This is a genomic window from Amycolatopsis sp. NPDC049253 (assembly GCF_040678995.1).
Taxonomy (GTDB): Bacteria; Actinomycetota; Actinomycetes; order Mycobacteriales; family Pseudonocardiaceae; genus Amycolatopsis.
Genome location: NZ_JBFAQX010000014.1, coordinates 165,770 through 185,863 on the forward strand (window position 1 = coordinate 165,770; position 20,094 = coordinate 185,863).

Genomic DNA, 20,094 nt, shown 5'->3' on the forward strand with positions numbered 1-20,094 from the left:
CTCGTGGTCGGCGTCCGGCCGATCATCGCACAGGAAACGCGTCGTCTAGCGTGGGCGAACGTGCGCGAAAAATCACGCCTGTCGGTCGTCGGGATCGGGGCCGACGGCTGGCCGGGACTAGGCGGGAAAGCACGCAATGCCGTGCTCGAAGCCGACGTCGTGCTGGGTGCGCCGCGGCAGCTCGCGATGCTGCCCGAAGGCGTCCGCGCGCAAGCCTGGCCGAGCCCGCTGCTGCCCGCGCTCGACGACGTCCTGGCCGCGCACGCCGGGCGCCGGATCTGCGTGCTGGCCAGCGGTGATCCCCTGCTCTCGGGCATCGGCACGACCCTGCGCGAGCGCGGCCACGAGGTCGACGTCGTGCCCGCGCTGTCGTCGGTGACGCTGGCCCGTGCACGCCTGGGCTGGTCGTTCGAGGAAACCGAGGTCGTCACCGTGGTCGGCCGGGCCGTCGATCGCGTGGCCCGGGCCCTGGCGCCGCGCCGGAAAGTCCTCGTCCTGGGTGCGAACGCCGAAGACCTGCGCGAGCTCCTGCGCGCCCGCGGCTACGGCGGTTCCACCCTGACCAGCCTCGAAAACCTCGGCGCCGACGACGAACGCCGCGCCGACGGCTGGACCCACGACCCCGGCCCGCTCACCGTGTTCGCCCTGGTCTGCGCCGGCCCCGCGCTCCCGCTCACCGGCCTGCCCGACAGCGCCTTCGAGCACGACGGCCAGCTCACCAAACGCGACGTGCGTGCGTCCGCACTGGCCCACCTCGCGCCCGTACCCGGCGAGCTGCTGTGGGACGTCGGCGCCGGCGCGGGCAGCATCGGCATCGAATGGTCGCGCGCGCACCCGCTCAACCGCGCGATCGCGATCGAACGCGACCCCGCCCGCGCCGAGCGCATCACCCGCAACGCCGCCACGCTCGGCGTCCCCGAGCTGCGGGTGGTCACCGGCCCGGCCCCCGACGCCCTGGCGACGCTCCCCCGCCCCGACGCGGTCTTCATCGGCGGCGGCCTCACCGTGCCCGGCCTGCTCGACGCGTGCCTCGCCACCGGCGCCCGCGTGGTCGCCCACGGGGTCACGCTCGAAGCCGAACGGATCCTGGCCGACGCCTACACGAGGCGGGGTGGTGAGCTGACGAGGATCGCTGTCGACCACGCGCAGCCGCTCGGCGGGTTCACGGGGTGGACCCCGTCGCGCACCGTGACGTCCTGGAGTTCGAGATGACCGTTCACTTCATCGGCGCCGGCCCCGGGGCGGCCGACCTCATCACCGTCCGTGGCCGCGACCTGCTCGCGCGCTGTGGTGTGTGCCTGTACCCGGGCAGCATGACGCCGACCGACCTGCTCGCGTACTGCGCGCCCGGGACCGAGCGCGTCGACACCGCGAACCTGAGCCTCGACGAGATCGCCGAACGCCTGATCACGGCCCACCACGCGGGTCACGACGTCGCGCGGCTGGTTTCCGGCGACCCGTCGCTCTACAGCGCGGTGGCGGAAACCGTGCGCCGTCTCGACGCCGCGGCAGTGCCCTACGACATCGTCCCCGGCGTGCCCGCGTTCGCCGCGTCGGCCGCCGTGCTGGGCCGGGAGCTGACCGTGCCCGGCATCGGGCAGAGCCTCGTGATCACGCGGGCCCAAGCGCGGTCGACGGCGCTGCCCGAAGGCGAGACGCTGGCGAACTTCGCCCGCAGTGGCACCACCCTCGCCGTGCACCTGGCCATCAACCACGTCGAGCGCGTCACCGAGGAGCTCGTGCCGTTCTACGGCGCCGACTGCCCCGCGGCCGTCGTGGCGCTGGCGAGCCAGCCGGGCGAGACCGTCGTGCGCGGCACGCTCAGCGGCATCGCCGCACAGGCGCGCGAAGCCGGGATGACGCGCGCCGCCACCATCTTCGTCGGCCGGGTCCTCGCCGCCGGAGGATTCCCCGACAGCTTCCTGTATTCGAGCACCCGAGACCGCGCGAGCCAACCGGAGTCACTGTGACCGAACTACGCTGGGGCCTGGTGGCCGCCGGATCGATCGCCGCGGATTTCGCGGCCGGCGTCGAGCGCAGCAAGCACGGCACGCTGGAAGCCGTCGCCGCCCGCTCGGCCGACCGCGCCCGCGAGTTCGCCACCCGCTTCGACATCCCGAAGGCCTACGGCGCCTACGCCGATCTGCTCGCCGACCCGGACGTCGACGCCGTGTACATCGCCACGCCGCATCCGATGCACGCGGAGTGGGCGATCCGCGCCGCCGAAGCCGGGAAGCACGTGCTGTGCGAGAAACCGCTGACGGTCACCGCCGCCGAGGCCGAGCAGGTGATCGACGCGGCGCGCCGCCACGACGTCTTCCTCATGGAGGCGTTCATGTACCGGCTGCACCCGCAGACGCGCCGGCTCGTCGAGCTGATCTCGTGCGGTGCGATCGGTGAGGTCCGGGCCGTCGACGTCTCGTTCAGCTTCGACACCGGCGCCAACGACGCCCCACGGCTGGCCGACCCGGCGCTCGGCGGCGGCGGAATTCTCGACGTCGGCTGCTACTGCACCTCGCTCGCGCGGCTCGTTTCGCAGGCGGCGACCGGCATCGACGTCGTGGAACCCACCACCGTCAGCGGAATGGCGCGGCTGACCGACCGCGGCGTCGACGAGTTCGCGATGGGCCTGCTGCGGCTGCCGGGCGACATCATCGCGCACCTGTCGTGCGGCTACCGGCTCACCCAGGACGACCACATCCGGATCTACGGCACCACCGGGCAGATCCACGTGCCGGAACCCGCGTGGCTGCCGCGAATGCGCCGCGCGACGTCGTCGCAGATCGTGCTGACGCCGGCGGCCGGTGAGCCCGAGGTGATCGAGATCGAGGCGACGCAGAGCGTGTTCGCGCGCGAGGCTGACCACGTCGCCGCGCACGTGGACAACCGGCAGGCACCCGAGCTGACCTGGGCCGAGACGCTCGCGAACATGCGCACGCTCGACCGCTGGCGCGCGGCCGTGGGCTACGGCGGATGACCGTGCTGGTCCTCGGCGGCACAGCCGAGGCCCGCGCGCTCGCGGCCGAGCTGCACGGGCGCGGGGTCGCCGTGGTTTCTTCGCTCGCCGGACGCGTCGCGCGGCCGCGGCTGCCGGCCGGGGAGGTCCGCGTCGGCGGTTTCGGCGGGGTCGACGGGCTGTCCGCGTGGCTGCGTGAGCACGAGGTGGCCGCGGTGGTCGACGCGACCCATCCGTTCGCCGAACGCATCGGTGCCAACGCTTTTGCGGCCACGTCGGCCGTCGGCGTGCCCCTGCTGCGGCTCGCCCGGCCCGGCTGGCAGCCGGCCGAAGGCGACCGCTGGCACTGGGCCGATGACCTCGGCAGCGCCGCCGAACTGCTGCCCGGTCTCGGCTCCCGCGTCTTCCTGACCAGCGGACGGCAGGGGCTCGCCGCGTTCGCCGGGCTCGACGCGTTGTGGTTCCTCATCCGCTGTGTCGACCCGCCCGAACCACCGCTGCCGAGGCGGCACGAGGTCCTGCTGAACCGCGGACCGTACGAAGTGGACGGAGAACGCGCGCTGCTGGCCGAGCACCGCATCGACGTCCTCGTCACCAAGGACAGCGGCGGCTCGATGACCGCCGCGAAGCTCACCGCCGCCCGCGAGCTGGGCCTGCCGGTGGTCGTCGTGCGCCGCCCGCCGCGCCCGGACACCGCCGAGGTCGCGGGGGTCGCCGAAGCCGTGGATTGGGTGCTGCACCGATGATCGACGAGTTCTCCAGCGAAGATTTCTACCGCGTGCTTCGGCGCCGCCGCGATGTGCGCGGCGAGTTCACCGGCGAGCCGATCGACGACGCCGTGCTCACCCGCGTCCTCGAAGCCGCGCACGCCGCGCCGAGCGTGGGCCTGAGCCAGCCGTGGGACTTCGTGCTCGTGCGCGACCCCGCCACGCGCGAAGCGTTCGCCCGGCACGTGCACGACGAACGCGACGTGTTCGCGGCCGAGCTGGCCGGCGAACGCGCCGACACGTTCTCCCGCATCAAGATCGAGGGCATCCGCGAGTCGACCCTCGGCATCGTCGTCACCTACGACGCCGGACGCGGCGCACCCGCCGTGCTGGGCCGGCACGCGATCGCCGACGCCGGGCTGTACTCCGTCTGCCTCGCCATCCAGAACCTGTGGCTGGCCGCGACGGCCGAGGGCCTCGGCGTCGGCTGGGTCAGCTTCTACCGCGAGCCGTTCCTCGCCGACCTGCTCGGCATCCCCGATGGCGTCCGGCCGGTCGCCTGGCTGTGCGTCGGTCCGGTGACCGCGCTGGCCGAGGTCCCGGACCTCGAACGCCACGGCTGGCGCACCCGCGCCCCGCTCGCGAACGCCGTGCACCAGGAACGCTTCACGCCCCGCACCGAGGGGCCTGCATAGCCCCTTCGGCCGACCGGATAACTTTCCCGGATGCGTCCGATTGCCGTAGCGCTGGGGTTGCTTTCGGCGCTATGCGCCCTGGCCTATCCGTTCCTGCCCGTCGTGCAGGACACCGCGCAGGTCGGCTGGCCGACCGGCTCCGACACCCGGTCCGTCAACGCGCCCTTGACCGGGTACTGGGCCCAGGACCTCGAGGCCGAGATCCCGTGCGCCACGGTCAAGTCGCTCGACGCGCGCACGAACGGTCCCGCGCTGCTGTTCGCGACGGTGCCGGACGGGCGCACCGACCCGCGCGCCGGGAACGGCGTCGGGTTGCAGCTGCGCGTGGACAACGGCGTGCTGCTCGCGTCGAGCCAGGGCCAGCAGATCGCGCAGCAGCCACTGCCACCGGCCGGCTGCGCGGTGACGCTGAAGTCGGATGCCACGCAGATGACGCTCGCCGTCGCGGGCACGCCGGTGTTCCACACGACCGGCGACGTCCGCCCGCGCGTGGTCGGCATCTACTCGTCGATCAGCTCCGCGAAGGACCCGATCTCGGGCCTGCACGTGACGGTCGTGCCGGACACGCGCTACCAGACCTCGCCGACGGCGTTGAAGATCGGCGTCGGCATCCTCGGCGCATTGGCGTTCATCGCGTGCCTGATCGCGGTGTGGCGCATGGACTCCGGGTTCGCGCGCCGCGCGCCGCGGTGGGCACCGGTGGGCTGGTGGCGGCTGACCGGCCGCGACGCGACGGTGATCCTCGCGCTCGGCGCGTGGGTGTTCATCGGGCCGGTGACCTCGGACGACGGCTACATCCTCACGATGGCGCGGGTCACGGAGTCCACCGGCTTCCTGACCAACTACCACCGCTGGTTCGGCGTCGCGGAAGCGCCGTTCGGCTGGTTCTACCACCTCTACGAGCTGATGACGCACGTCAGCACGGTGCCGCCGTGGATCCGGCTGCCCTCGTACCTGCTGGGCGTGATCAGCTGGCTGCTCATCAGCCGCGAAGTGATGCCCCGGCTGGGCACGCAGGTGCGCGGCAGCCGCGCGGCGGGCTGGGCCGCGGCCGCCGTGTTCCTGGTCTGGTGGATGCCCTACAACAACGGCGTGCGGCCGGAACCGGTGGCCGCGCTGGGTTCGCTGCTCGCGATCTGCGCCGTGGAACGCGCGTTGGTGACACGCCGCCTGCTGCCGCTGTGCCTCGGCCTCACCGCGGCCGCGTTCACGCTCGCCGCGACGCCGACGGGGCTGATCGCGGTGGCGCCGTTCCTCGTCGCCGCACGGCCGTTGTTCAAGCTCGTGCGCCAGCGCGCGGCCGGCGGCTGGCTGCCGATCCTGGCGCCGATCCTCGCGTCCGGGCTGCTGGTGCTGGTGGTGGTGTTCGCGGACCAGACGTTCGCGACCGTGCAGGAGGCCACCCGCATCCGCACGCAGGTCGGCCCGAACCTGTCGTGGTTCCAGGAGCTCGCGCGCTACCAGCTGTTGTTCGAGAACCTGCCCGACGGCTCGGCGCCGCGCCGCTTCCCGGTACTGCTGGTGGTGCTGTGCACGGCGACGTGCCTGGTCGTGCTGCTGCGGCGCGGCCGGATCCCGGGCGCCGCGCTCGGGCCGAGCCGGCGGCTGATCGGGACCACCGCGTTGTTCTTCCTGCTGCTGGCCCTCACGCCGACGAAGTGGACGCACCACTTCGGCGCGTTCGCGGCCGTCGGGGCGTCGATGGCGGCGTTGACGGCCTTGGCGACGAGTTCCACCGTGCTGCGCTCGAACCGCAACCGGGCCACGTTCCTGGCGGGGCTGCTCGTGGTCGGCGCACTCGCCGCGACGGGACCCAACACGTACTGGTTCGTCTCGCGCCTGGGCGTGCCGTGGACCGGGCTGGCGCCGTCGATCGGCGGGATCCCGCTGTCGACGATCCTGCTGGTGGCCGCGGCGATCGCGGGGATCTACGCGTTCGTGGAGAACATCCGCGCCCACCGGCCGGGAGCGCCCGCGCCGCAGGAAAAACGCGGCCGGTCGCTGCGGCTGGGCTCGCTGTCGCTCGTGGTGGTGTGCGGCCTGGTCGCGGCAGGCGAGTTCTACACGATGGCGGCGGCGATCTACATCCAGCGGGGCAGCTACAGCCTGGGCGCCGCGAACTTCGGGCACCTGTTCGGCAAGAGCTGCAACCTCTCCGACCACGTGATGGTGGAGACCGACGCCGCCAAGAGCGTCCTGCACCCGCAGACCGAACAGCGGACTGTGCCCGCGAAGCAGGAGGACGAGTCGCCGCTGCCGAACCCGGACCCGGACAACGGCCAGGTGCAGACCGGCTTCCACACGCGCCCCGTCGAAGAGGACGACCCGCTTTCCGAGCCCCCGCACGGGTTCACACCCGACACCGTGCCGATGTGGAGCAGCTACTTCGAGCAGAACCGCGCGGGCCGGCTGCGCAGCGAGTGGTACGCGCTGGCCGACAAACCCGCCGACGGCCAGATCGTGATCGCGACGGCGGCCCAGCCCCGCCGCCCCGCGTCGGTGAGCCTCGACTACGGCGTGGTGACGGCCGACGGCGTGAAGGTGCTGCGCAGCCAGTTCGCCCTCCCACCCGGCGCGGGCACCGGCGGCTGGAACGACACGCGCATCAACCTGCGCGACCTGCCGCCGCAGACCACGTCGGTGCGCGTGGACATCGTCGACAACGACCTCACGGAAGACGGCTGGATCGCCGCGTCCGCCCCGCGCGTGCCGACCTTCACCACGCTGACGGACAAGCTCGTGGGCAAGTCCGTGTACATCGACTGGCCCGCCTCGTTCGTCTACCCCTGCGCCAACCCCGTGACCTCCCACGACGGCATCTCGCAGGTCCCCGACTACCGCATCACGGCCGGCGCGCTGGCCGACGAGGCGCAATGGGCCTCGGCCACCAACGGCGGCCCGATCGGCTGGCTCGAGGAGGTTGCGAAGGAACCCGAGGTGCCCAGCTACCTGATCGGCCAGCCGAGCCAGTCGTGGGGCCAGCTGCTGCAGGTGGAACCGTTCAGCGAAGGCATCGCGCCCACGGTGCAGCACGGCCGGAAGACGGTGTGGGGCTGGTGGTCACCAGGCCCCGGACCGGCGCAGCCGAACGGGAAGGACCCGACGCGCTGACGCGCCGGGTCACGCCCTGACCGTCTCCTGTGGACGGTCCTCGTGGTGCGGCTCGGTCAGCCCGCGGGCCGCGACCACGGCCAGGACCGGCAGCACGGTCAGCGACAGCAGCGCCTGCTGCAGACCCGCCGCGTTCGCGAGCCCGCCGACCGCGGGCGCGGCCAGCCCGCCGACGCTCACCGCGAGGCCGAGGGTGACGCCGCCGGCCGTGCCGTGGCGGTGGGGCAGGTAGTCCTGGCCGAGCGTGACGTGCAGGGAGAACGGGACGTAGGTGGCCACGGCGGCCAGCGCCACCAGCGCGTACACCGCGGGTCCGGGCACGAGCGCAACGCCGGCGACGGCGGGGATCGCCACGAGGTACGCCACGCGCAGGGTGCGGATCCGGCCCCAGCGCTCGGCCAGCACACCGCCGAGCAGGGTGCTCGCGGCGCCGACGCCGAACAGCACGACCAGCGCGGCCTCGCCCGCGGTCGGACCGCCACCGACCCGTTGCGCGACCCAGATCGCGAGGAACGTGCTCAGCCCGAAGGTCACCATCGAGCGCGCGACGACCACGATCGTCAGCCGGGCGAACTGCCGCCAGTCGTCTCGGCCGGCCGCGGCGGCGTGGCTCGCGGCGGCGCCGGGAGCCTGCAGCTTCCGCAGCACGGCGACGGTGAGCAGGCCCGCGGCGACCGCCGGAACCGCCAGCAGCGGGGTCGCGCCGAGCCCGCCGAGGTGCAGCACCGGCGTGACGAGGATCGGGCCGAGTGCGAAGCCGACGTTGCCGCCCAGGGAGAACCAGCTCATGCCGACGTGCCCGCGCCGCGCGACCCGGCGGGCCAGCCGCGCCGATTCCGGGTGGTACGCGGCGACGCCGAGCCCGGACAACGCGATGGCCAGCCAGGTGAGCGTGTACGAGTTCCCGAGACCGGACAACCCGATGCCGGCACCGGCGACCGTCATGCCGGCCGGGACGAGCCAGGGCAGGGCGCGCCGGTCGGTCAGCACGCCGAACAGCGGCTGCACGACCGCCGAGAGCAGCGTCGCAGCCAGCGTGATGCCGGACGCGGCGAGGTAGCCGTAGGAGCGTTCGGCCACGAGGAACGGGACCAGGGCCGGCACGGCGCCCTGGTAGAGGTCGTCGACCGCGTGGCCGACGACGAGCACCACCATCGGCCACCGGGAGTTCGCTGAAGTCATGCGGGGATCGTCGCGCCGGCCGGCGTGGTCCCGATTCCGTTATTCTGCCGAACTGTGTCGATTTCTCGCCATCTGCCCGCGGCGCCCACCTCGAGCCGTGAGCTGGAGACCGCCGAGGCGGTCGCCGCGCACTGGCACGACGAGAACCAGGTCGTCTACGCGAGCCGCGGCGTGCTCGCGGTGCACACGGAAACCTCGCGGTGGATCACCCCGGCCCACCGCGCGCTGTGGGTCCCGGCGGGCACCGTGCACGCCCACCGCGCGTACGGCGTCACACGGATCCACCTCGTCGGCCTCGCCCGCACGCTCAACCCGCTGGGCCTGGTCGAGCCGACCGCGCTGGCGGTCTCCCCGTTGCTGCGGGAGCTGCTCGTCGCCTACACCGCGCTCGGCGACGAACGCGACAGCCCGGCCGGGCGGCGGCTGCGCGCGGTGCTGCTCGACCGGCTCGCCACGGCCGAGGAACGGCCGGTGCGGGTGCCGGAAGCTCGCGACCCGCGCCTGGCCGCGGTCTGCCGGCTGCTGGAGGCCGACCCGTCGGACTCGCGCGGGCTCGACGCGCTGGGTCGCGAGGCCGGCGCGAGCGGCCGCACACTGACCCGGCTGTTCCGGCAGGACACGGGTATGACGTTCCCGCAGTGGCGCACCCAGCTGCGGCTCTACCACGCGCTGCGGCTGCTCGCGGAGGACACACCCGTGACGACCGTCGCGCGTGAGTGCGGTTTCGCGACGGCGAGCGCGTTCATCGACGTGTTCCGGCGGTCGCTCGGGCACACCCCCGGGTACTTCCTGCGCGGCTGAGGACGGGCCGGTGGACGGCCCGAGCCGATCGCGGCTAGGTTCGAAGCGTGTCTGATACTCCACGCCTGCCCGGGTTGACGTTGGCCGAAGCGGACCAGCTGGTGAACACGGCGCACGCCGTCGCCGCCGAGCGAGGGTTCGCCCCGCTGGCGGTGGCCGTCCTCGACGTCACCGGCGAGGTGATCGCGCTGAAGCGCGCCGACGGCGGCAAGCCCGTGACCAGCCGCGTCGCCGTGGCCAAGGCCCGCACCGCGCTGCGCATGCTCCAGCCCTCCGGCGAAGTCGCCCTGCCCGCCGAGGTCGTCGGCCCGCTCCAGCACTCCTACGGCGGCGACTTCGTCGCCCGCGCCGGCGGCATCCTCGTCACCGACGGCGACGTGGTCGTCGGCGCCATCGGCGCGTCGGGTGCGCAGAGCCCGGAAGACGAAGAAGCCGTGCGCACCGCCGTCGAACACCTGCGGGCTCAGGCGTAGCTACGCGGGGTCCAGACGACCGTCGTGCCGTCCTGGCCCTCCTGCGCCACCGTTTTCGACGAGCCCACGATGAGCAGGCACCGCATGTCCACAGTGGACGGATCCAGCCCGCCCAGCGTGGTCACCGTGATCCGTTCCTCCGGCCCGCCCACGTCACGCGCCACGACGACCGGAGTGGCCGGTTCGCGGTGGCGCAGCAGGACTTCCCGCGTGGTGGCGAGCTGAGTCGTGCGCGTGCGTGAAGCCGGGTTGTACAGCGCCAGCACCAAGTCGGCCGCGCCCGCGGCGTCGAGGCGACGTTCGATGACGTCCCACGGCTTCAGGCGGTCCGAAAGGGACAGCACGCAGTAGTCGTGGCCCAGCGGCGCGCCGACGCGGGAAGCGGCGGCCTGCGCGGCCGTCACCCCGGGCACGATGCGCACGCGCACGCCGGCGCCGCGGCCGGCGGCAGCCTGTTCCAGGACCGCTGACGCCATCGCGAACACGCCCGGATCACCCGAGGAAACCACCGCGACCCGCGCCCCGGCCGCCGCCAGCTCCAGCGCCTCCACCGCACGGTCGGCCTCGACGCGGTTGCCCGACGCGTGCCGCTCCTGGCCGGCGCGCTGGGGCACGCGGGCGACGTACGGGCCGTAGCCCACGATGTGCTCCGCCGCGGCCAGCTCGGCCGACGCTTCGGGCGTCAGCCACTCCGGGCCGGCCGGGCCGAGGCCGACGACCACGACCTCGCCGGGGCCGGAGACCGGTTTCGCCACGGGAGGAACCGCGGCCGGCTCACCGTCCACCCGGGACGCATACGCCGGGCTCGGCAGCAACGCCAGCGAGAAGTACGGCACCGTCGACGGATCGACGTCGGCGAGCGGCTCGATCCGCTGCTCACCCCACGTGGCGCGCTCGACGTACCACGCGTCGTCCAGCTTGCCCGCCTCCGCGAACGCCTCGCGGACGGCGCCGAAGGTGCGCCCCAGCTTCAGCACGGCCGCGGCCTGCGTGTCGGCCAGCCTGCGCGCGAGCTCGGGGGCCGGCAGCGTGCCCGGCAGGACCGTCAGCACCTCGTCGCGCTGCACCAGCGGGCGGCTGAGCACCGACGAGGCCGCGCTCACCGACGTCACACCCGGCACGACCTCCGCCTCGAACCGTCCGGAGAGGCGCTCGTGCATGTACATGTAGGAGCCGTAGAAGAACGGGTCGCCCTCGCACAACACGACGACGTCGCGGCCGGCGTCGAGGTGCTCGGCCAGCTTTTTCGCGCTCAGCTCGTAGAAATCGGCGATGGCGCCCTCGTAGCCGCCGGGGTGGTCCGTGGTCTCCGTGGTGACCGGGTAGACCAGCGGCTCCTCCAGCTGGCCCTCGCGCAGGTACGGCGCGGCCACCGAACGCGCGATGCTGCGGCCGTGGCGCGCGCTGTGGTAGGCGATCACGTCGGCCTCGCCGATCAGCCGCGCGGCCTTCACCGTCATCAGTTCCGGGTCGCCAGGCCCGAGCCCGACGCCGTAGAGCCGGCCGGTCATTCGACCACGCTCGCGATCGCGTTGACGGCCGCCACGGCCATCGCGCTGCCACCCCGGCGCCCCTGCACCACCAGGTACGGGGCGGGCGCGCGCTTCACCAGCTCCACTTTGGACTCGGCCGCGCCCACGAAACCCACCGGCACGCCGATGATCGCGGCCGGCGCCCCGACGCCTTCCTCGAGCAGCTCCAGCAGGCGGAACAACGCGGTGGGCGCGTTGCCGATCGCCACCACCGAACCCGGCAGCCGGTCGCGCCACAGCTCCAGCGCCGCGGCCGAACGCGTGGTGCCCATCCGCTCGGCGAGCCCCGGCACGCTCGGGTCGTCGAGCGTGCAGACGATGTCGTTGGCCGCGGGCAGCCGCTTGCGCGTGATGCCGCTGGCGATCATCTTCGCGTCGCACAGCACCGGCGCGCCCGCCTCGAGCGCCGCCCGGCCCGCCTCGACGACGTCGAGCGAGTAGCGCAGGTCGTCGACCAGGTCGACCATGCCGCAGGAGTGGATCATCCGCACCGCGACGCCGGCGACGTCGTCCGGCAGGATCGCCAGGTCCGCCTCCTCGCGGATCGTGGCGAACGAGTGCCGGTAGATCTCGGCACCGTCGGCCAGGTAGTCGATCACGGGTTTTCCTTCCTCACCAAGGATTCCGCCAGGCGGGACGCCGGTAGGAGGCGTCCGCCGACACGGTAGCCGCCGGCCTCGGCGACCACGTCGAGGTGGGGGCCCGACGGCCGCCCGCAGCGCCGTGCACAGCCCGCCACGTGGGCCCGGACCCCGGCCGGGACCAGCCGCGCGGCGTCGGCACGCACGTCGGCCAGGGACTTCGCGCAGCCCGGACGGCCGATGCAGGCGGTGATCTCCAGCGCGGCGGGGTCGGTGCTCAGGCCGGCCGCGTGCAGGCGCGCGACGGCGTCCGGCGCGGCGTCCGGCAGCACGATCGACCGCCACGGCGTGACGACCGCGTGGTGGGCGAGGCCGGCGAGAACCCGCAGCTGCGCGGCCGTGAGCTGCCCGAACCGGGGCGCGACACCGACGCCGCGGTCGCCGAGCGGGCCGACCGTCGGATCCACGCGCACCGGGCGTTCGATCGGCGCCGACCGCGGGCCGAGGGGCAGCACCGCCGTGGGATCGGGGAGCTCCGCGATCCGCCAAGCCGTCCCCCGCCGCGCGGCGAACTCACGCGCGACAGCCAGCAATGCGGCCACGGCTTCACCACGCGGCACGGACCAGCCGGTGTCCGCACCCGCGAGCAGCACCGTGCCGGCATCAGACGTCACCGCGCGCCAGCACACGTCGGCGCCTTCACCCGCGACGTCACCCCGGCCGTCGTCGAACGCGAACAGGAACCGTCCCGGCAGCTCGGCCAGCTCCGGCTCGGCGCACAACGCCAAGTCCAGCTCCCCCGCCAGCCCGCGGACGTCGGCGGTCCCGCCGTGCACCCCGCTCAACGGCGACGCCAGCACGTTGCGCACGCGCTCGTGCGTCGGCGAAGGCAGCAACCCCGCGGCCATGAGCCTCGACGCGAGGCCGGGCCCCGTCACCCCGCGCAGCTGGACATTGCCCCGCGAGGTGAGGTGCACGTCGCCGTCACCGAGGTCCTCGGCGCAGGAAGCCAGCACCCGCAACCGCTCCGCGGAGACGACCCCGCCGGGCAGGCGCACGCGGGCGAGCGGTCCGTCCGCCGCGTCGTGCGTGGCGAAAACCCCGGGGCAGGCGTCGGCGCGTACGCGGGCAGGGCTGGACATGCCGCTCACTGTAGCTGGCTGGTGATTCAGCAGACTTGCGATCAAATGTAGTAGGTGTGTTACATTTCGTCGCACACAAACGATGGGGGTGGATTCGGTGAGGAATCCAGAGGAAGTCGCGTTGCGGGTCGAGGGCCTGCGCATGAGATACGGCACGAACGACGTCCTCCACGGCGTCGACTTCAAGGCCTACCGCGGCGAAGTGCTCTGCCTGCTCGGGCCCAACGGCGCCGGCAAGACGACCACGATCGAGATCCTCGAGGGCTTCCGGATGCGCTCGGCCGGCGAGGTCGAGGTGCTCGGCACCGATCCCGCGCGTGGCGGTGAGGACTGGCGGGCGCGGCTGGGGGTCGTACTCCAGTCCTGGCGGGACCACGGGAAATGGCGCGTGCGCGAGCTGCTCGCGCACCTCGGCGAGTACTACGCGCCGTACTCGACCGGCACGATCCACCGCCCGTGGGACACGCGCGAGCTGATCGACGCCGTCGGGCTCACCCCGCACGCGGACAAGAAGATCCGGCAGCTCTCCGGCGGTCAGCGGCGCCGGCTCGACGTCGCGATCGGCATCGTGGGCCGCCCCGAGCTGCTCTTCCTCGACGAGCCCACGGCGGGCTTCGACCCGGAGGCGCGGCGCGAGTTCCACGACCTCGTGCACCGCCTGACCGACGCCCACGACACCACGATCCTGCTCACCACCCACGACCTCGACGAGGCCGAGAAGCTGGCCGACCGGATCCTCATCCTCAACGGCGGCCGGATCGTCGCCGACGGCTCGGCCGACGAGCTCACCCGCCGGATCTCCGGCGAGGCCGAGGTGCGCTGGTCCGTCGACGGGCAGCACTTCGTGCACTCCACCACGGAGGCGACGAAGTACGTGTTCGAGCTCTTCAAGCAGTACGGCGAAGCCGTGGCCGACCTCGAGGTGCGGCGCGCGTCCCTGGAGGACACCTACATGACCCTGGTGCACCGGGCCGAGACCGGTCTCGCGGAAGCAGGTGTGCGATGACGACAACAACAACACCCCTGACGCTCACGGCGGCCGGCAAGAGAGCGGCCACGCGCAACGGGCTGCGGCGCGGGCTGATCGAGTTCCGCCACCAGTGGACCAACCGCGACGACGTGCTCGGCCAGGTGATCTGGCTGGTCCTGATCCTGGTCACGCTCTTCTTCCTGCGGGGCATCCACCTGCCCGGCACCTCATTCTCGCTCGGCGCGGCGACCGTGCCGAGCGTGCTCGGCGCCGGGCTGGTGTTCAACGGCCTCTCGGGAGCGGCGGGCCAGCTCGTCATCGACCGCGAGGACGGCACCCTGCTGCGGACCAAGGCCACGCCCAACGGCATGCTCGGCTACCTGATCGGCAAGATCACGTCGCTCTCGCTGATGCAGGTGTCGGCGATGCTGGTGACGCTGGTGCCGTGCCTGATCCTGTTCCCGGGGCTGGCCAGTGACAGCGTGTGGTCGTGGCTGAACCTGCTCTGGGTGCTGGCACTCGGGCTGGTGGCGACGCTGCCGCTGGGCGCGGCGATCGGTTCGCTGATCCGCGACCCGCGCTCGATGGCGCTGGTCATGCTGCCGGTCACGGGCCTCGCGGCGATCTCCGGCATCTTCTACCCGATCACGGCCCTGCCGGTCTGGGTGCAGGACATCGCCCAGGTCTTCCCGATGTACTGGCTCGGCCTCGGCATGCGCTCGGCGCTGCTGCCGGACTCGGCCGTGGTGGTGGAGATCTCGCAGTCGTGGCGGCCCTGGTGGACCCTGGGCGTGCTGGCCGTGTGGGCCGTGATCGGATTGGCGCTGGCCCCGGTGCTGCTGCGGCGCATGGCGCGGCGGGAATCCGGGTCGTCGGTGGCCGAGCGACGGGAGAGGGCACTGCAGCGTGTGTGATCCGCGGTGAGCGAGAACGTCTACAACCGCATCGCGGTGCTGCGCGCCGAGCGCGGGATCTCGCGCCGGCAGCTGGCCGACGCGCTCGGCGTGCACTACCAGACGATCGGGTACCTGGAACGCGGCGAGTACAGCCCGAGCCTCTACCTGGCCCTGCGGATCGCGGAGTTCTTCGAGGTGGCCATGGAGGTGCTCTTCTCCACCGAGCCGTTCCCGCGGATCGGCGACCGGTCGGCGTAGAACGGATGGGGTGATCGCCCACCTGCGCGCCGCCGAGGACTTCATCGACCACCTCTCGCCGGAGGCCAACCGCTACAAGGCCTCCGGCGAGCCCGACGTCGTGAGCTGGGCGCCGCCGCGGCGCAACCACACGCAGTGCGCCTCGTTCCAGACCCAGCTGCTCAAGCACGTCTACGACTGGGCCGACGACGAGTTCTTCACGACCCACTTCCGCTCGGTGAGCCCGCCTTCGCGCACGTACCGGTGGGTCTTCGAACAGCGGCAAGTGCCGCACTTCGCACGCGTGGACACCGTCGCCGACCTGCGCCCCGGTGACCTCGTGGTGATCGACTACGGGCACCGCCGGCCGACGAACACCGGGCACATCGCGCTGGTGCGGGGCACGCCCGTCGTGGACGAGGACAAGTCCTACGTCGTGCCCGTCGCCGACTGCACGGCCGACCCCCACGGCACGTCACCCGACTTCCCCGACAGCCGCTCCCCCGCAGGTCAGGGCGCCGGCTACGGGCACCTGGTCTTCCACGCGTCACCGGAAACGGGCGGGTTCGCGGGTTACGCGTGGAGCGTCACCGCGCAGCGGTCCTACCCCGTGACCGAGCGGCCGATCGTGGCCGTGCGCGTGGTCTGAGACGTCACCTTGACGCGGGCTCGCGCGCCCGTGAGAGTGAGTGGCGAACCACGCGTCGGCAGGTGGAGGAACCCGGTGAGAGTCCGGGACGGTCCCGCCACTGTGACCCGGAGTGATCCGGGGAGCCAGGAACTCCCGCCGGCGCGACCGACGACCCGGGGCGCGGACACCCCGAGTGAGGAACGCCGTGATCCTGCTGCTGTCCACTTCGGACACCGATCTGCTCAGTGCCCGGGCTTCACAGGGTGAGTTCCGGCTCGCGAACCCGGCCCGGCTCGACGTCGCGGACCTGCCGGGGCTGCTGGACGGCGCGCCGATCGTGGTGGTCCGGATCCTGGGCACGCCGCGGTCGTGGCAGGAGGGCCTCGACACGCTGCGCGCGTCGGGCTCGCACGTGGTGGTGCTGGGCGGGGAGCAGACGCCGGACGCGGAGCTGATGAAGCTCTCCACCGTGCCGGCGGGTATCGCGGCCGAGGCCCACGCGTACCTCGCGCAGGGCGGGCCGGAGAACCTCACACAGCTGCACCGGTTCCTGTCCGACACGCTGCTGCTGACCGGCGACGGTTTCGAGCCGCCCGCGCAGCTGCCGTCGTGGGGAGTGCTGGAGCGCGCTTCCTCGGGTCCGGCGGACGGCCCGGTCGTCGGGATCCTGTACTACCGCGCGCACCACCTCTCCGGGAACACCGCGTTCGTCCACGCGCTGGCCGACGCGATCGAGGCCGTGGGCGGGCGGGCGCTGCCGATCCACTGCGCGTCGCTGCGCAACCGCGATCCGGAGATGATGGCCGAGCTGGGCCGCGCCGACGCGCTGCTGGTCACGGTGCTGGCGGCGGGCGGCACGCGGCCCTCGGAAGCCGGCGCGGGCGGCGACGACGAGGCGTGGGACGTCGCCGAGATGGCCGGGCTCGACATCCCGATCCTGCAGGCGCTGTGCCTCACCAGCGACCGCGCGACGTGGTCGGCGAGCGACGACGGCCTGTCGCCGCTGGACGCCGGCAACCAGATGGCCGTGCCGGAGTTCGACGGCCGGCTGATCACGGTGCCGTTCTCCTTCAAGGAGTTCGACGAAGACGGCCTGCCGCGGTACGTCGCCGACGCCGAGCGCGCTTCCCGCGTGGCCGGGATCGCACTGGCGCACGCGCGGCTGCGCCACACTCCTCCTGAGTCGCGGCGCGTCGCGTTGATGCTCTCGGCGTACCCGACGAAGCACTCACGCGTGGGCAACGCCGTGGGGCTGGACACGCCGGCGTCGGCGATCAAGCTGTTGCGGCTCATGCGTTCGCAGGGCTACGACCTCGGCGAGGAGGCGTTCCCGGGCGTCGAGCCGACGGGCACCGAACAGCCGGACGGCGACGCACTCATCCACGCGCTGATCGCCGCCGGCGGGCAGGACCCGGAGTGGCTGACGGAGGAACAGCTCTCGGGCAACCCGATCCGCGTCCCCGCGGCGCGGTACCGCGCGTGGTTCGCGGCGCTGCCCGCGGAGCTGCGGGAGGCGATGGAGGAGCACTGGGGCCCGGCGCCGGGCTCGCTGTATGTCGACACATCGGCAAATCCCGAGGGCGACATCGTGCTGGCGTCGCTTCAGTCGGGCAACGTGGTGCTCATGATCCAGCCGCCGCGCGGGTTCGGCGAGAACCCCGTGGCGATCTACCACAACCCGGACCTGCCGCCGAGCCACCACTACCTCGCCGCGTACCGCTGGCTGGAGGAGGAGTTCGGTGCGCACGCCGTGGTGCACCTGGGCAAACACGGTTCGCTGGAGTGGCTGCCGGGCAAGACCGCGGGCCTGTCGGCGTCCTGCGCGCCCGACGCCGTGCTGGGCAACCTGCCGATGGTCTACCCGTTCCTCATCAACGACCCGGGTGAGGGCGCGCAGGCGAAACGGCGGGCGCACGCCACGATCGTCGACCACCTGATCCCGCCGATGGCGCGCGCCGAGTCCTACGGCGACCTCGCGCGGCTCGAGCAGCTGATGGACGAGCACGCGAACATCGCCGCGATGGACCCGGCCAAGCTGCCGGCCATCCGCGCGCAGATCTGGACGCTCATCCAGGCGGCCAAGCTCGACCACGACCTGGGCGTGGCCGAGCGCCCGCACGACGCGGAGTTCGACGACTTCCTCCTGCACATCGACGGCTGGCTCTGCGAGGTGAAGGACGCGCAGATCCGCGACGGCCTGCACATCCTCGGCGAGGCACCCGTCGGCGAGGCGCGCGTGAACCTCGTGCTGGCGATGCTGCGCGCCCAGCAGATGTGGGGCGGCAAGCAGGGCGCGGTGCCGGGACTGCGTTCGGCGTTGGGACTGAAGGAGAACTCCGACGCCCCGCTGTCCGAAGTGGACGCGATCGAGACCTCCGCGCGTTCGCTGGTCTCCGCGATGGAGGCGCGCGCGTGGTCCGTGGCCGCCGTGCCCGCCGTGGTTTCCGAGGTGCTGGGCGCGCCGGACGCGGAGGTCTCGCGCGTGCTGGCCTTCGCCGCGTCCGAGATCGTGCCGCGCCTCGCGGGCACTTCCGGCGAGATCTCCGCCGTGCTGCACGCGTTGGACGGCGGCTACATCCCGGCCGGGCCGAGCGGTTCGCCGTTGCGCGGCCTGGTGAACGTGCTGCCGACCGGGCGGAACTTCTACACCGTCGACCCGAAGGCCATCCCGAGCCGCCTGGCGTGGGAGACCGGCCAGGCGCTGGCCGACTCGCTGCTGCGCCGCTACCGCGAGGACACCGGCTCGTGGCCGACGTCGGTCGGGCTTTCGGTGTGGGGCACCTCGGCGATGCGGACGTCGGGCGACGACGCCGCGGAAGTGCTGGCACTGCTGGGGGTGCAGCCGGTGTGGGACGAGGCTTCGCGGCGCGTCACCGGCCTGGAAGCCATTCCGCTGGCCGAACTGGGTCGCCCGCGAATCGACGTCACCGTGCGCATCAGCGGCTTCTTCCGCGACGCTTTCCCCCACGTGATCACCTTGATGGACGACGCCGTCCGCCTGGTGGCGGCTTTGGACGAGCCTGCTTCGGAGAACTTCGTCCGCGCCCACGTCTCCGCGGACCTGGCCACGCACGGTGACAGTCGCCGCGCCACCACCCGCATCTTCGGCTCCAAACCGGGCGCCTACGGTGCCGGCCTGCTGCCGTTGATGGACTCCGGCAACTGGCGCGACGACAAGGACCTGGCCGAGGTGTACGCGGTGTGGGGCGGCTTCGCCTACGGCCGCGACCTCGACGGCCGCCCCGCGCGCGAGGACATGGAGCAGTCCTACCGGCGGATCGTCGTGGCCGCCAAGAACACCGACACGCGCGAACACGACATCGCCGACTCCGACGACTACTTCCAGTACCACGGCGGCATGATCGCCACCGTGCGCGCACTCACGGGCTCCGCCCCCGCCTCGTACATCGGCGACAGCACCACCCCGGACGCCGTCCGCACCCGCACCCTCGGCGAAGAGACGGCCCGCGTGTTCCGCGCCCGCGTGGTCAACCCGCGCTGGCTCGCGGCCATGCGCCGCCACGGCTACAAGGGCGCCTTCGAACTCGCCGCCACGGTCGACTACCTCTTCGGCTTCGACGCCACCGCCGGCGTCGTGGACGACTGGATGTACGAGAAGCTGTCCGAGTCGTACGTCCTGGACGCCGAGAACCAGGAGTTCCTGCGCCAGGCCAACCCGTGGGCTCTGCGCGGCATCATCGAACGCCTCACCGAAGCCGCCGACCGCGGCCTCTGGTCCGAACCGGACCCGGCCCTGATGGCCCAACTGCGCGACGTCTACCTGACGCTGGAAGGCGATCTGGAGAGCGACTGACCCTCCACCATCCGGCCCCGACGGCGCGGCTCTCGCCTACCGCTCCGTCGAGCCGGGCCGCTCTCTGCCGCCACATCTTCACCGCTCTGGCGACCGGCGAGTCCCTCGAGCCCGGCACCCCGGATACCCAAGCCGCCCGGTGGATCACTGCCCTCGGCAACGCCCCGCAGGGCCCTGCTCCACGTCCTGGACACGCCGTCCCGACTCCCGCCTCGGACCGCCGCACATCCCCACCTCGACCCTGATCACCGCGCGTCGGCCCAGGACCTCGCCGCCGCCTTGCCCCACGTCGAGTTCACCCCTTGTGCCCGGCAATCACGTCACCGCCCTCGGCACCCGCGGGTTCGCCGCCGCGATCAAGGGCTT

Annotated in this window: 17 protein-coding genes and 1 riboswitch; of the genes, 13 read left to right on the forward strand and 4 right to left on the reverse strand. The window is 72.8% G+C overall.

What is annotated here, in order from left to right:
• The first annotated feature begins 60 nt into the window (after positions 1 to 60).
• The 6 genes from cbiE to AB0K15_RS28805 are packed head-to-tail and all read left to right on the forward strand — an operon-like array spanning position 61 to position 7,469.
• Complete coding sequence (cbiE, locus tag AB0K15_RS28780; protein WP_364057023.1) at positions 61 to 1,212, forward strand: precorrin-6y C5,15-methyltransferase (decarboxylating) subunit CbiE; 1,152 nt, start codon at positions 61 to 63, stop codon at positions 1,210 to 1,212.
• On the forward strand, positions 1,209 to 1,970 hold the full coding sequence (locus tag AB0K15_RS28785) for an SAM-dependent methyltransferase (RefSeq protein WP_364057026.1): 762 nt from the start codon (positions 1,209 to 1,211) through the stop codon (positions 1,968 to 1,970). Before cbiE ends, AB0K15_RS28785 begins: the two co-directional genes overlap by 4 nt.
• Positions 1,967 to 2,977 carry a Gfo/Idh/MocA family oxidoreductase gene (locus tag AB0K15_RS28790; RefSeq protein WP_364057029.1) on the forward strand — a complete coding sequence of 337 codons (1,011 nt, stop codon included), beginning with the start codon at positions 1,967 to 1,969 and terminating at the stop codon, positions 2,975 to 2,977. Before AB0K15_RS28785 ends, AB0K15_RS28790 begins: the two co-directional genes overlap by 4 nt.
• On the forward strand, positions 2,974 to 3,702 hold the full coding sequence (locus tag AB0K15_RS28795; RefSeq protein ID WP_364057032.1) for a cobalt-precorrin-6A reductase: 729 nt from the start codon (positions 2,974 to 2,976) through the stop codon (positions 3,700 to 3,702). Before AB0K15_RS28790 ends, AB0K15_RS28795 begins: the two co-directional genes overlap by 4 nt.
• Positions 3,699 to 4,358: a 5,6-dimethylbenzimidazole synthase gene (gene bluB, locus AB0K15_RS28800; RefSeq protein WP_364057035.1), complete on the forward strand. Its 660-nt coding sequence runs from the start codon at positions 3,699 to 3,701 to the stop codon at positions 4,356 to 4,358. The genes AB0K15_RS28795 and bluB overlap by 4 nt, the downstream gene beginning before the upstream one ends.
• Before the next feature lie 30 nt (positions 4,359 to 4,388).
• Complete coding sequence (locus AB0K15_RS28805; protein WP_364057038.1) at positions 4,389 to 7,469, forward strand: arabinosyltransferase domain-containing protein; 3,081 nt, start codon at positions 4,389 to 4,391, stop codon at positions 7,467 to 7,469.
• A 9-nt stretch (positions 7,470 to 7,478) separates the two neighbouring features.
• On the opposite strand, the gene AB0K15_RS28810 is transcribed toward AB0K15_RS28805, so the two are convergent.
• On the reverse strand, positions 7,479 to 8,651 hold the full coding sequence (locus AB0K15_RS28810) for an MFS transporter (protein WP_364057041.1): 1,173 nt from the start codon (positions 8,649 to 8,651) through the stop codon (positions 7,479 to 7,481).
• A gap of 54 nt (positions 8,652 to 8,705) precedes the next feature.
• On the opposite strand from AB0K15_RS28810, the gene AB0K15_RS28815 reads away from it, so the two are divergent.
• Together AB0K15_RS28815 and AB0K15_RS28820 are read left to right on the forward strand one after the other, a co-directional pair.
• Positions 8,706 to 9,452 carry a helix-turn-helix transcriptional regulator gene (locus AB0K15_RS28815; protein ID WP_364057044.1) on the forward strand — a complete coding sequence of 249 codons (747 nt, stop codon included), beginning with the start codon at positions 8,706 to 8,708 and terminating at the stop codon, positions 9,450 to 9,452.
• Between the two features lie 47 nt (positions 9,453 to 9,499).
• Positions 9,500 to 9,925, forward strand: a complete 426-nt coding sequence (locus tag AB0K15_RS28820) for a heme-binding protein (RefSeq protein ID WP_364057047.1) — start codon at positions 9,500 to 9,502, stop codon at positions 9,923 to 9,925.
• Here AB0K15_RS28820 and AB0K15_RS28825 read toward each other — a convergent pair.
• From AB0K15_RS28825 to AB0K15_RS28835, 3 genes are read right to left on the reverse strand one after another with little or no spacing between them, the layout of a single operon-like run.
• On the reverse strand, positions 9,916 to 11,436 hold the full coding sequence (locus AB0K15_RS28825; RefSeq protein ID WP_364057050.1) for a precorrin-2 C(20)-methyltransferase: 1,521 nt from the start codon (positions 11,434 to 11,436) through the stop codon (positions 9,916 to 9,918). The genes AB0K15_RS28820 and AB0K15_RS28825 overlap by 10 nt on opposite strands.
• The gene (locus AB0K15_RS28830; protein ID WP_364057053.1) at positions 11,433 to 12,056 is read right to left on the reverse strand and encodes a precorrin-8X methylmutase; all 624 of its coding nucleotides are present in this window, start codon (positions 12,054 to 12,056) and stop codon (positions 11,433 to 11,435) included. Before AB0K15_RS28830 ends, AB0K15_RS28825 begins: the two co-directional genes overlap by 4 nt.
• Positions 12,053 to 13,180, reverse strand: a complete 1,128-nt coding sequence (locus AB0K15_RS28835; protein ID WP_364057056.1) for a precorrin-3B synthase — start codon at positions 13,178 to 13,180, stop codon at positions 12,053 to 12,055. The genes AB0K15_RS28830 and AB0K15_RS28835 overlap by 4 nt, the downstream gene beginning before the upstream one ends.
• Before the next feature lie 142 nt (positions 13,181 to 13,322).
• On the opposite strand from AB0K15_RS28835, the gene AB0K15_RS28840 reads away from it, so the two are divergent.
• The 5 genes from AB0K15_RS28840 (at position 13,323) to cobN (ending at position 19,728) form a co-directional block, all read left to right on the forward strand.
• Complete coding sequence (locus AB0K15_RS28840; RefSeq protein WP_364057143.1) at positions 13,323 to 14,186, forward strand: ABC transporter ATP-binding protein; 864 nt, start codon at positions 13,323 to 13,325, stop codon at positions 14,184 to 14,186.
• On the forward strand, positions 14,183 to 15,064 hold the full coding sequence (locus AB0K15_RS28845; RefSeq protein WP_364057059.1) for an ABC transporter permease: 882 nt from the start codon (positions 14,183 to 14,185) through the stop codon (positions 15,062 to 15,064). Before AB0K15_RS28840 ends, AB0K15_RS28845 begins: the two co-directional genes overlap by 4 nt.
• Before the next feature lie 6 nt (positions 15,065 to 15,070).
• Positions 15,071 to 15,304, forward strand: a complete 234-nt coding sequence (locus AB0K15_RS28850; RefSeq protein ID WP_364057062.1) for a helix-turn-helix transcriptional regulator — start codon at positions 15,071 to 15,073, stop codon at positions 15,302 to 15,304.
• Between the two features lie 10 nt (positions 15,305 to 15,314).
• Positions 15,315 to 15,932, forward strand: coding sequence for a hypothetical protein (locus AB0K15_RS28855; RefSeq protein WP_364057065.1), 618 nt, complete (start codon positions 15,315 to 15,317; stop codon positions 15,930 to 15,932).
• Positions 15,933 to 15,997: 65 nt separating this feature from the next.
• A riboswitch (cobalamin riboswitch) is annotated at positions 15,998 to 16,067 on the forward strand.
• 52 nt (positions 16,068 to 16,119) lie between these two features.
• Positions 16,120 to 19,728, forward strand: a complete 3,609-nt coding sequence (cobN, locus tag AB0K15_RS28860; RefSeq protein WP_364057146.1) for a cobaltochelatase subunit CobN — start codon at positions 16,120 to 16,122, stop codon at positions 19,726 to 19,728.
• Positions 19,729 to 20,094 lie beyond the last annotated feature (366 nt).

Excerpts from the sequence above, each read along its gene's own strand:
- AB0K15_RS28840 (WP_364057143.1), top strand. The coding sequence starts at position 13,323 with ATGAGATACGGCACGAACGACGTCCTCCACGGCGTCGACTTCAAGGCC.
- bluB (WP_364057035.1), top strand. The coding sequence starts at position 3,699 with ATGATCGACGAGTTCTCCAGCGAAGATTTCTACCGCGTGCTTCGGCGC.
- AB0K15_RS28825 (WP_364057050.1), bottom strand. The coding sequence starts at position 11,436 with ATGACCGGCCGGCTCTACGGCGTCGGGCTCGGGCCTGGCGACCCGGAA.
- AB0K15_RS28795 (WP_364057032.1), top strand. The coding sequence starts at position 2,974 with ATGACCGTGCTGGTCCTCGGCGGCACAGCCGAGGCCCGCGCGCTCGCG.
- AB0K15_RS28845 (WP_364057059.1), top strand. The coding sequence starts at position 14,183 with ATGACGACAACAACAACACCCCTGACGCTCACGGCGGCCGGCAAGAGA.
- AB0K15_RS28835 (WP_364057056.1), bottom strand. The coding sequence starts at position 13,180 with ATGTCCAGCCCTGCCCGCGTACGCGCCGACGCCTGCCCCGGGGTTTTC.
- AB0K15_RS28805 (WP_364057038.1), top strand. The coding sequence starts at position 4,389 with ATGCGTCCGATTGCCGTAGCGCTGGGGTTGCTTTCGGCGCTATGCGCC.
- AB0K15_RS28810 (WP_364057041.1), bottom strand. The coding sequence starts at position 8,651 with ATGACTTCAGCGAACTCCCGGTGGCCGATGGTGGTGCTCGTCGTCGGC.
- AB0K15_RS28785 (WP_364057026.1), top strand. The coding sequence starts at position 1,209 with ATGACCGTTCACTTCATCGGCGCCGGCCCCGGGGCGGCCGACCTCATC.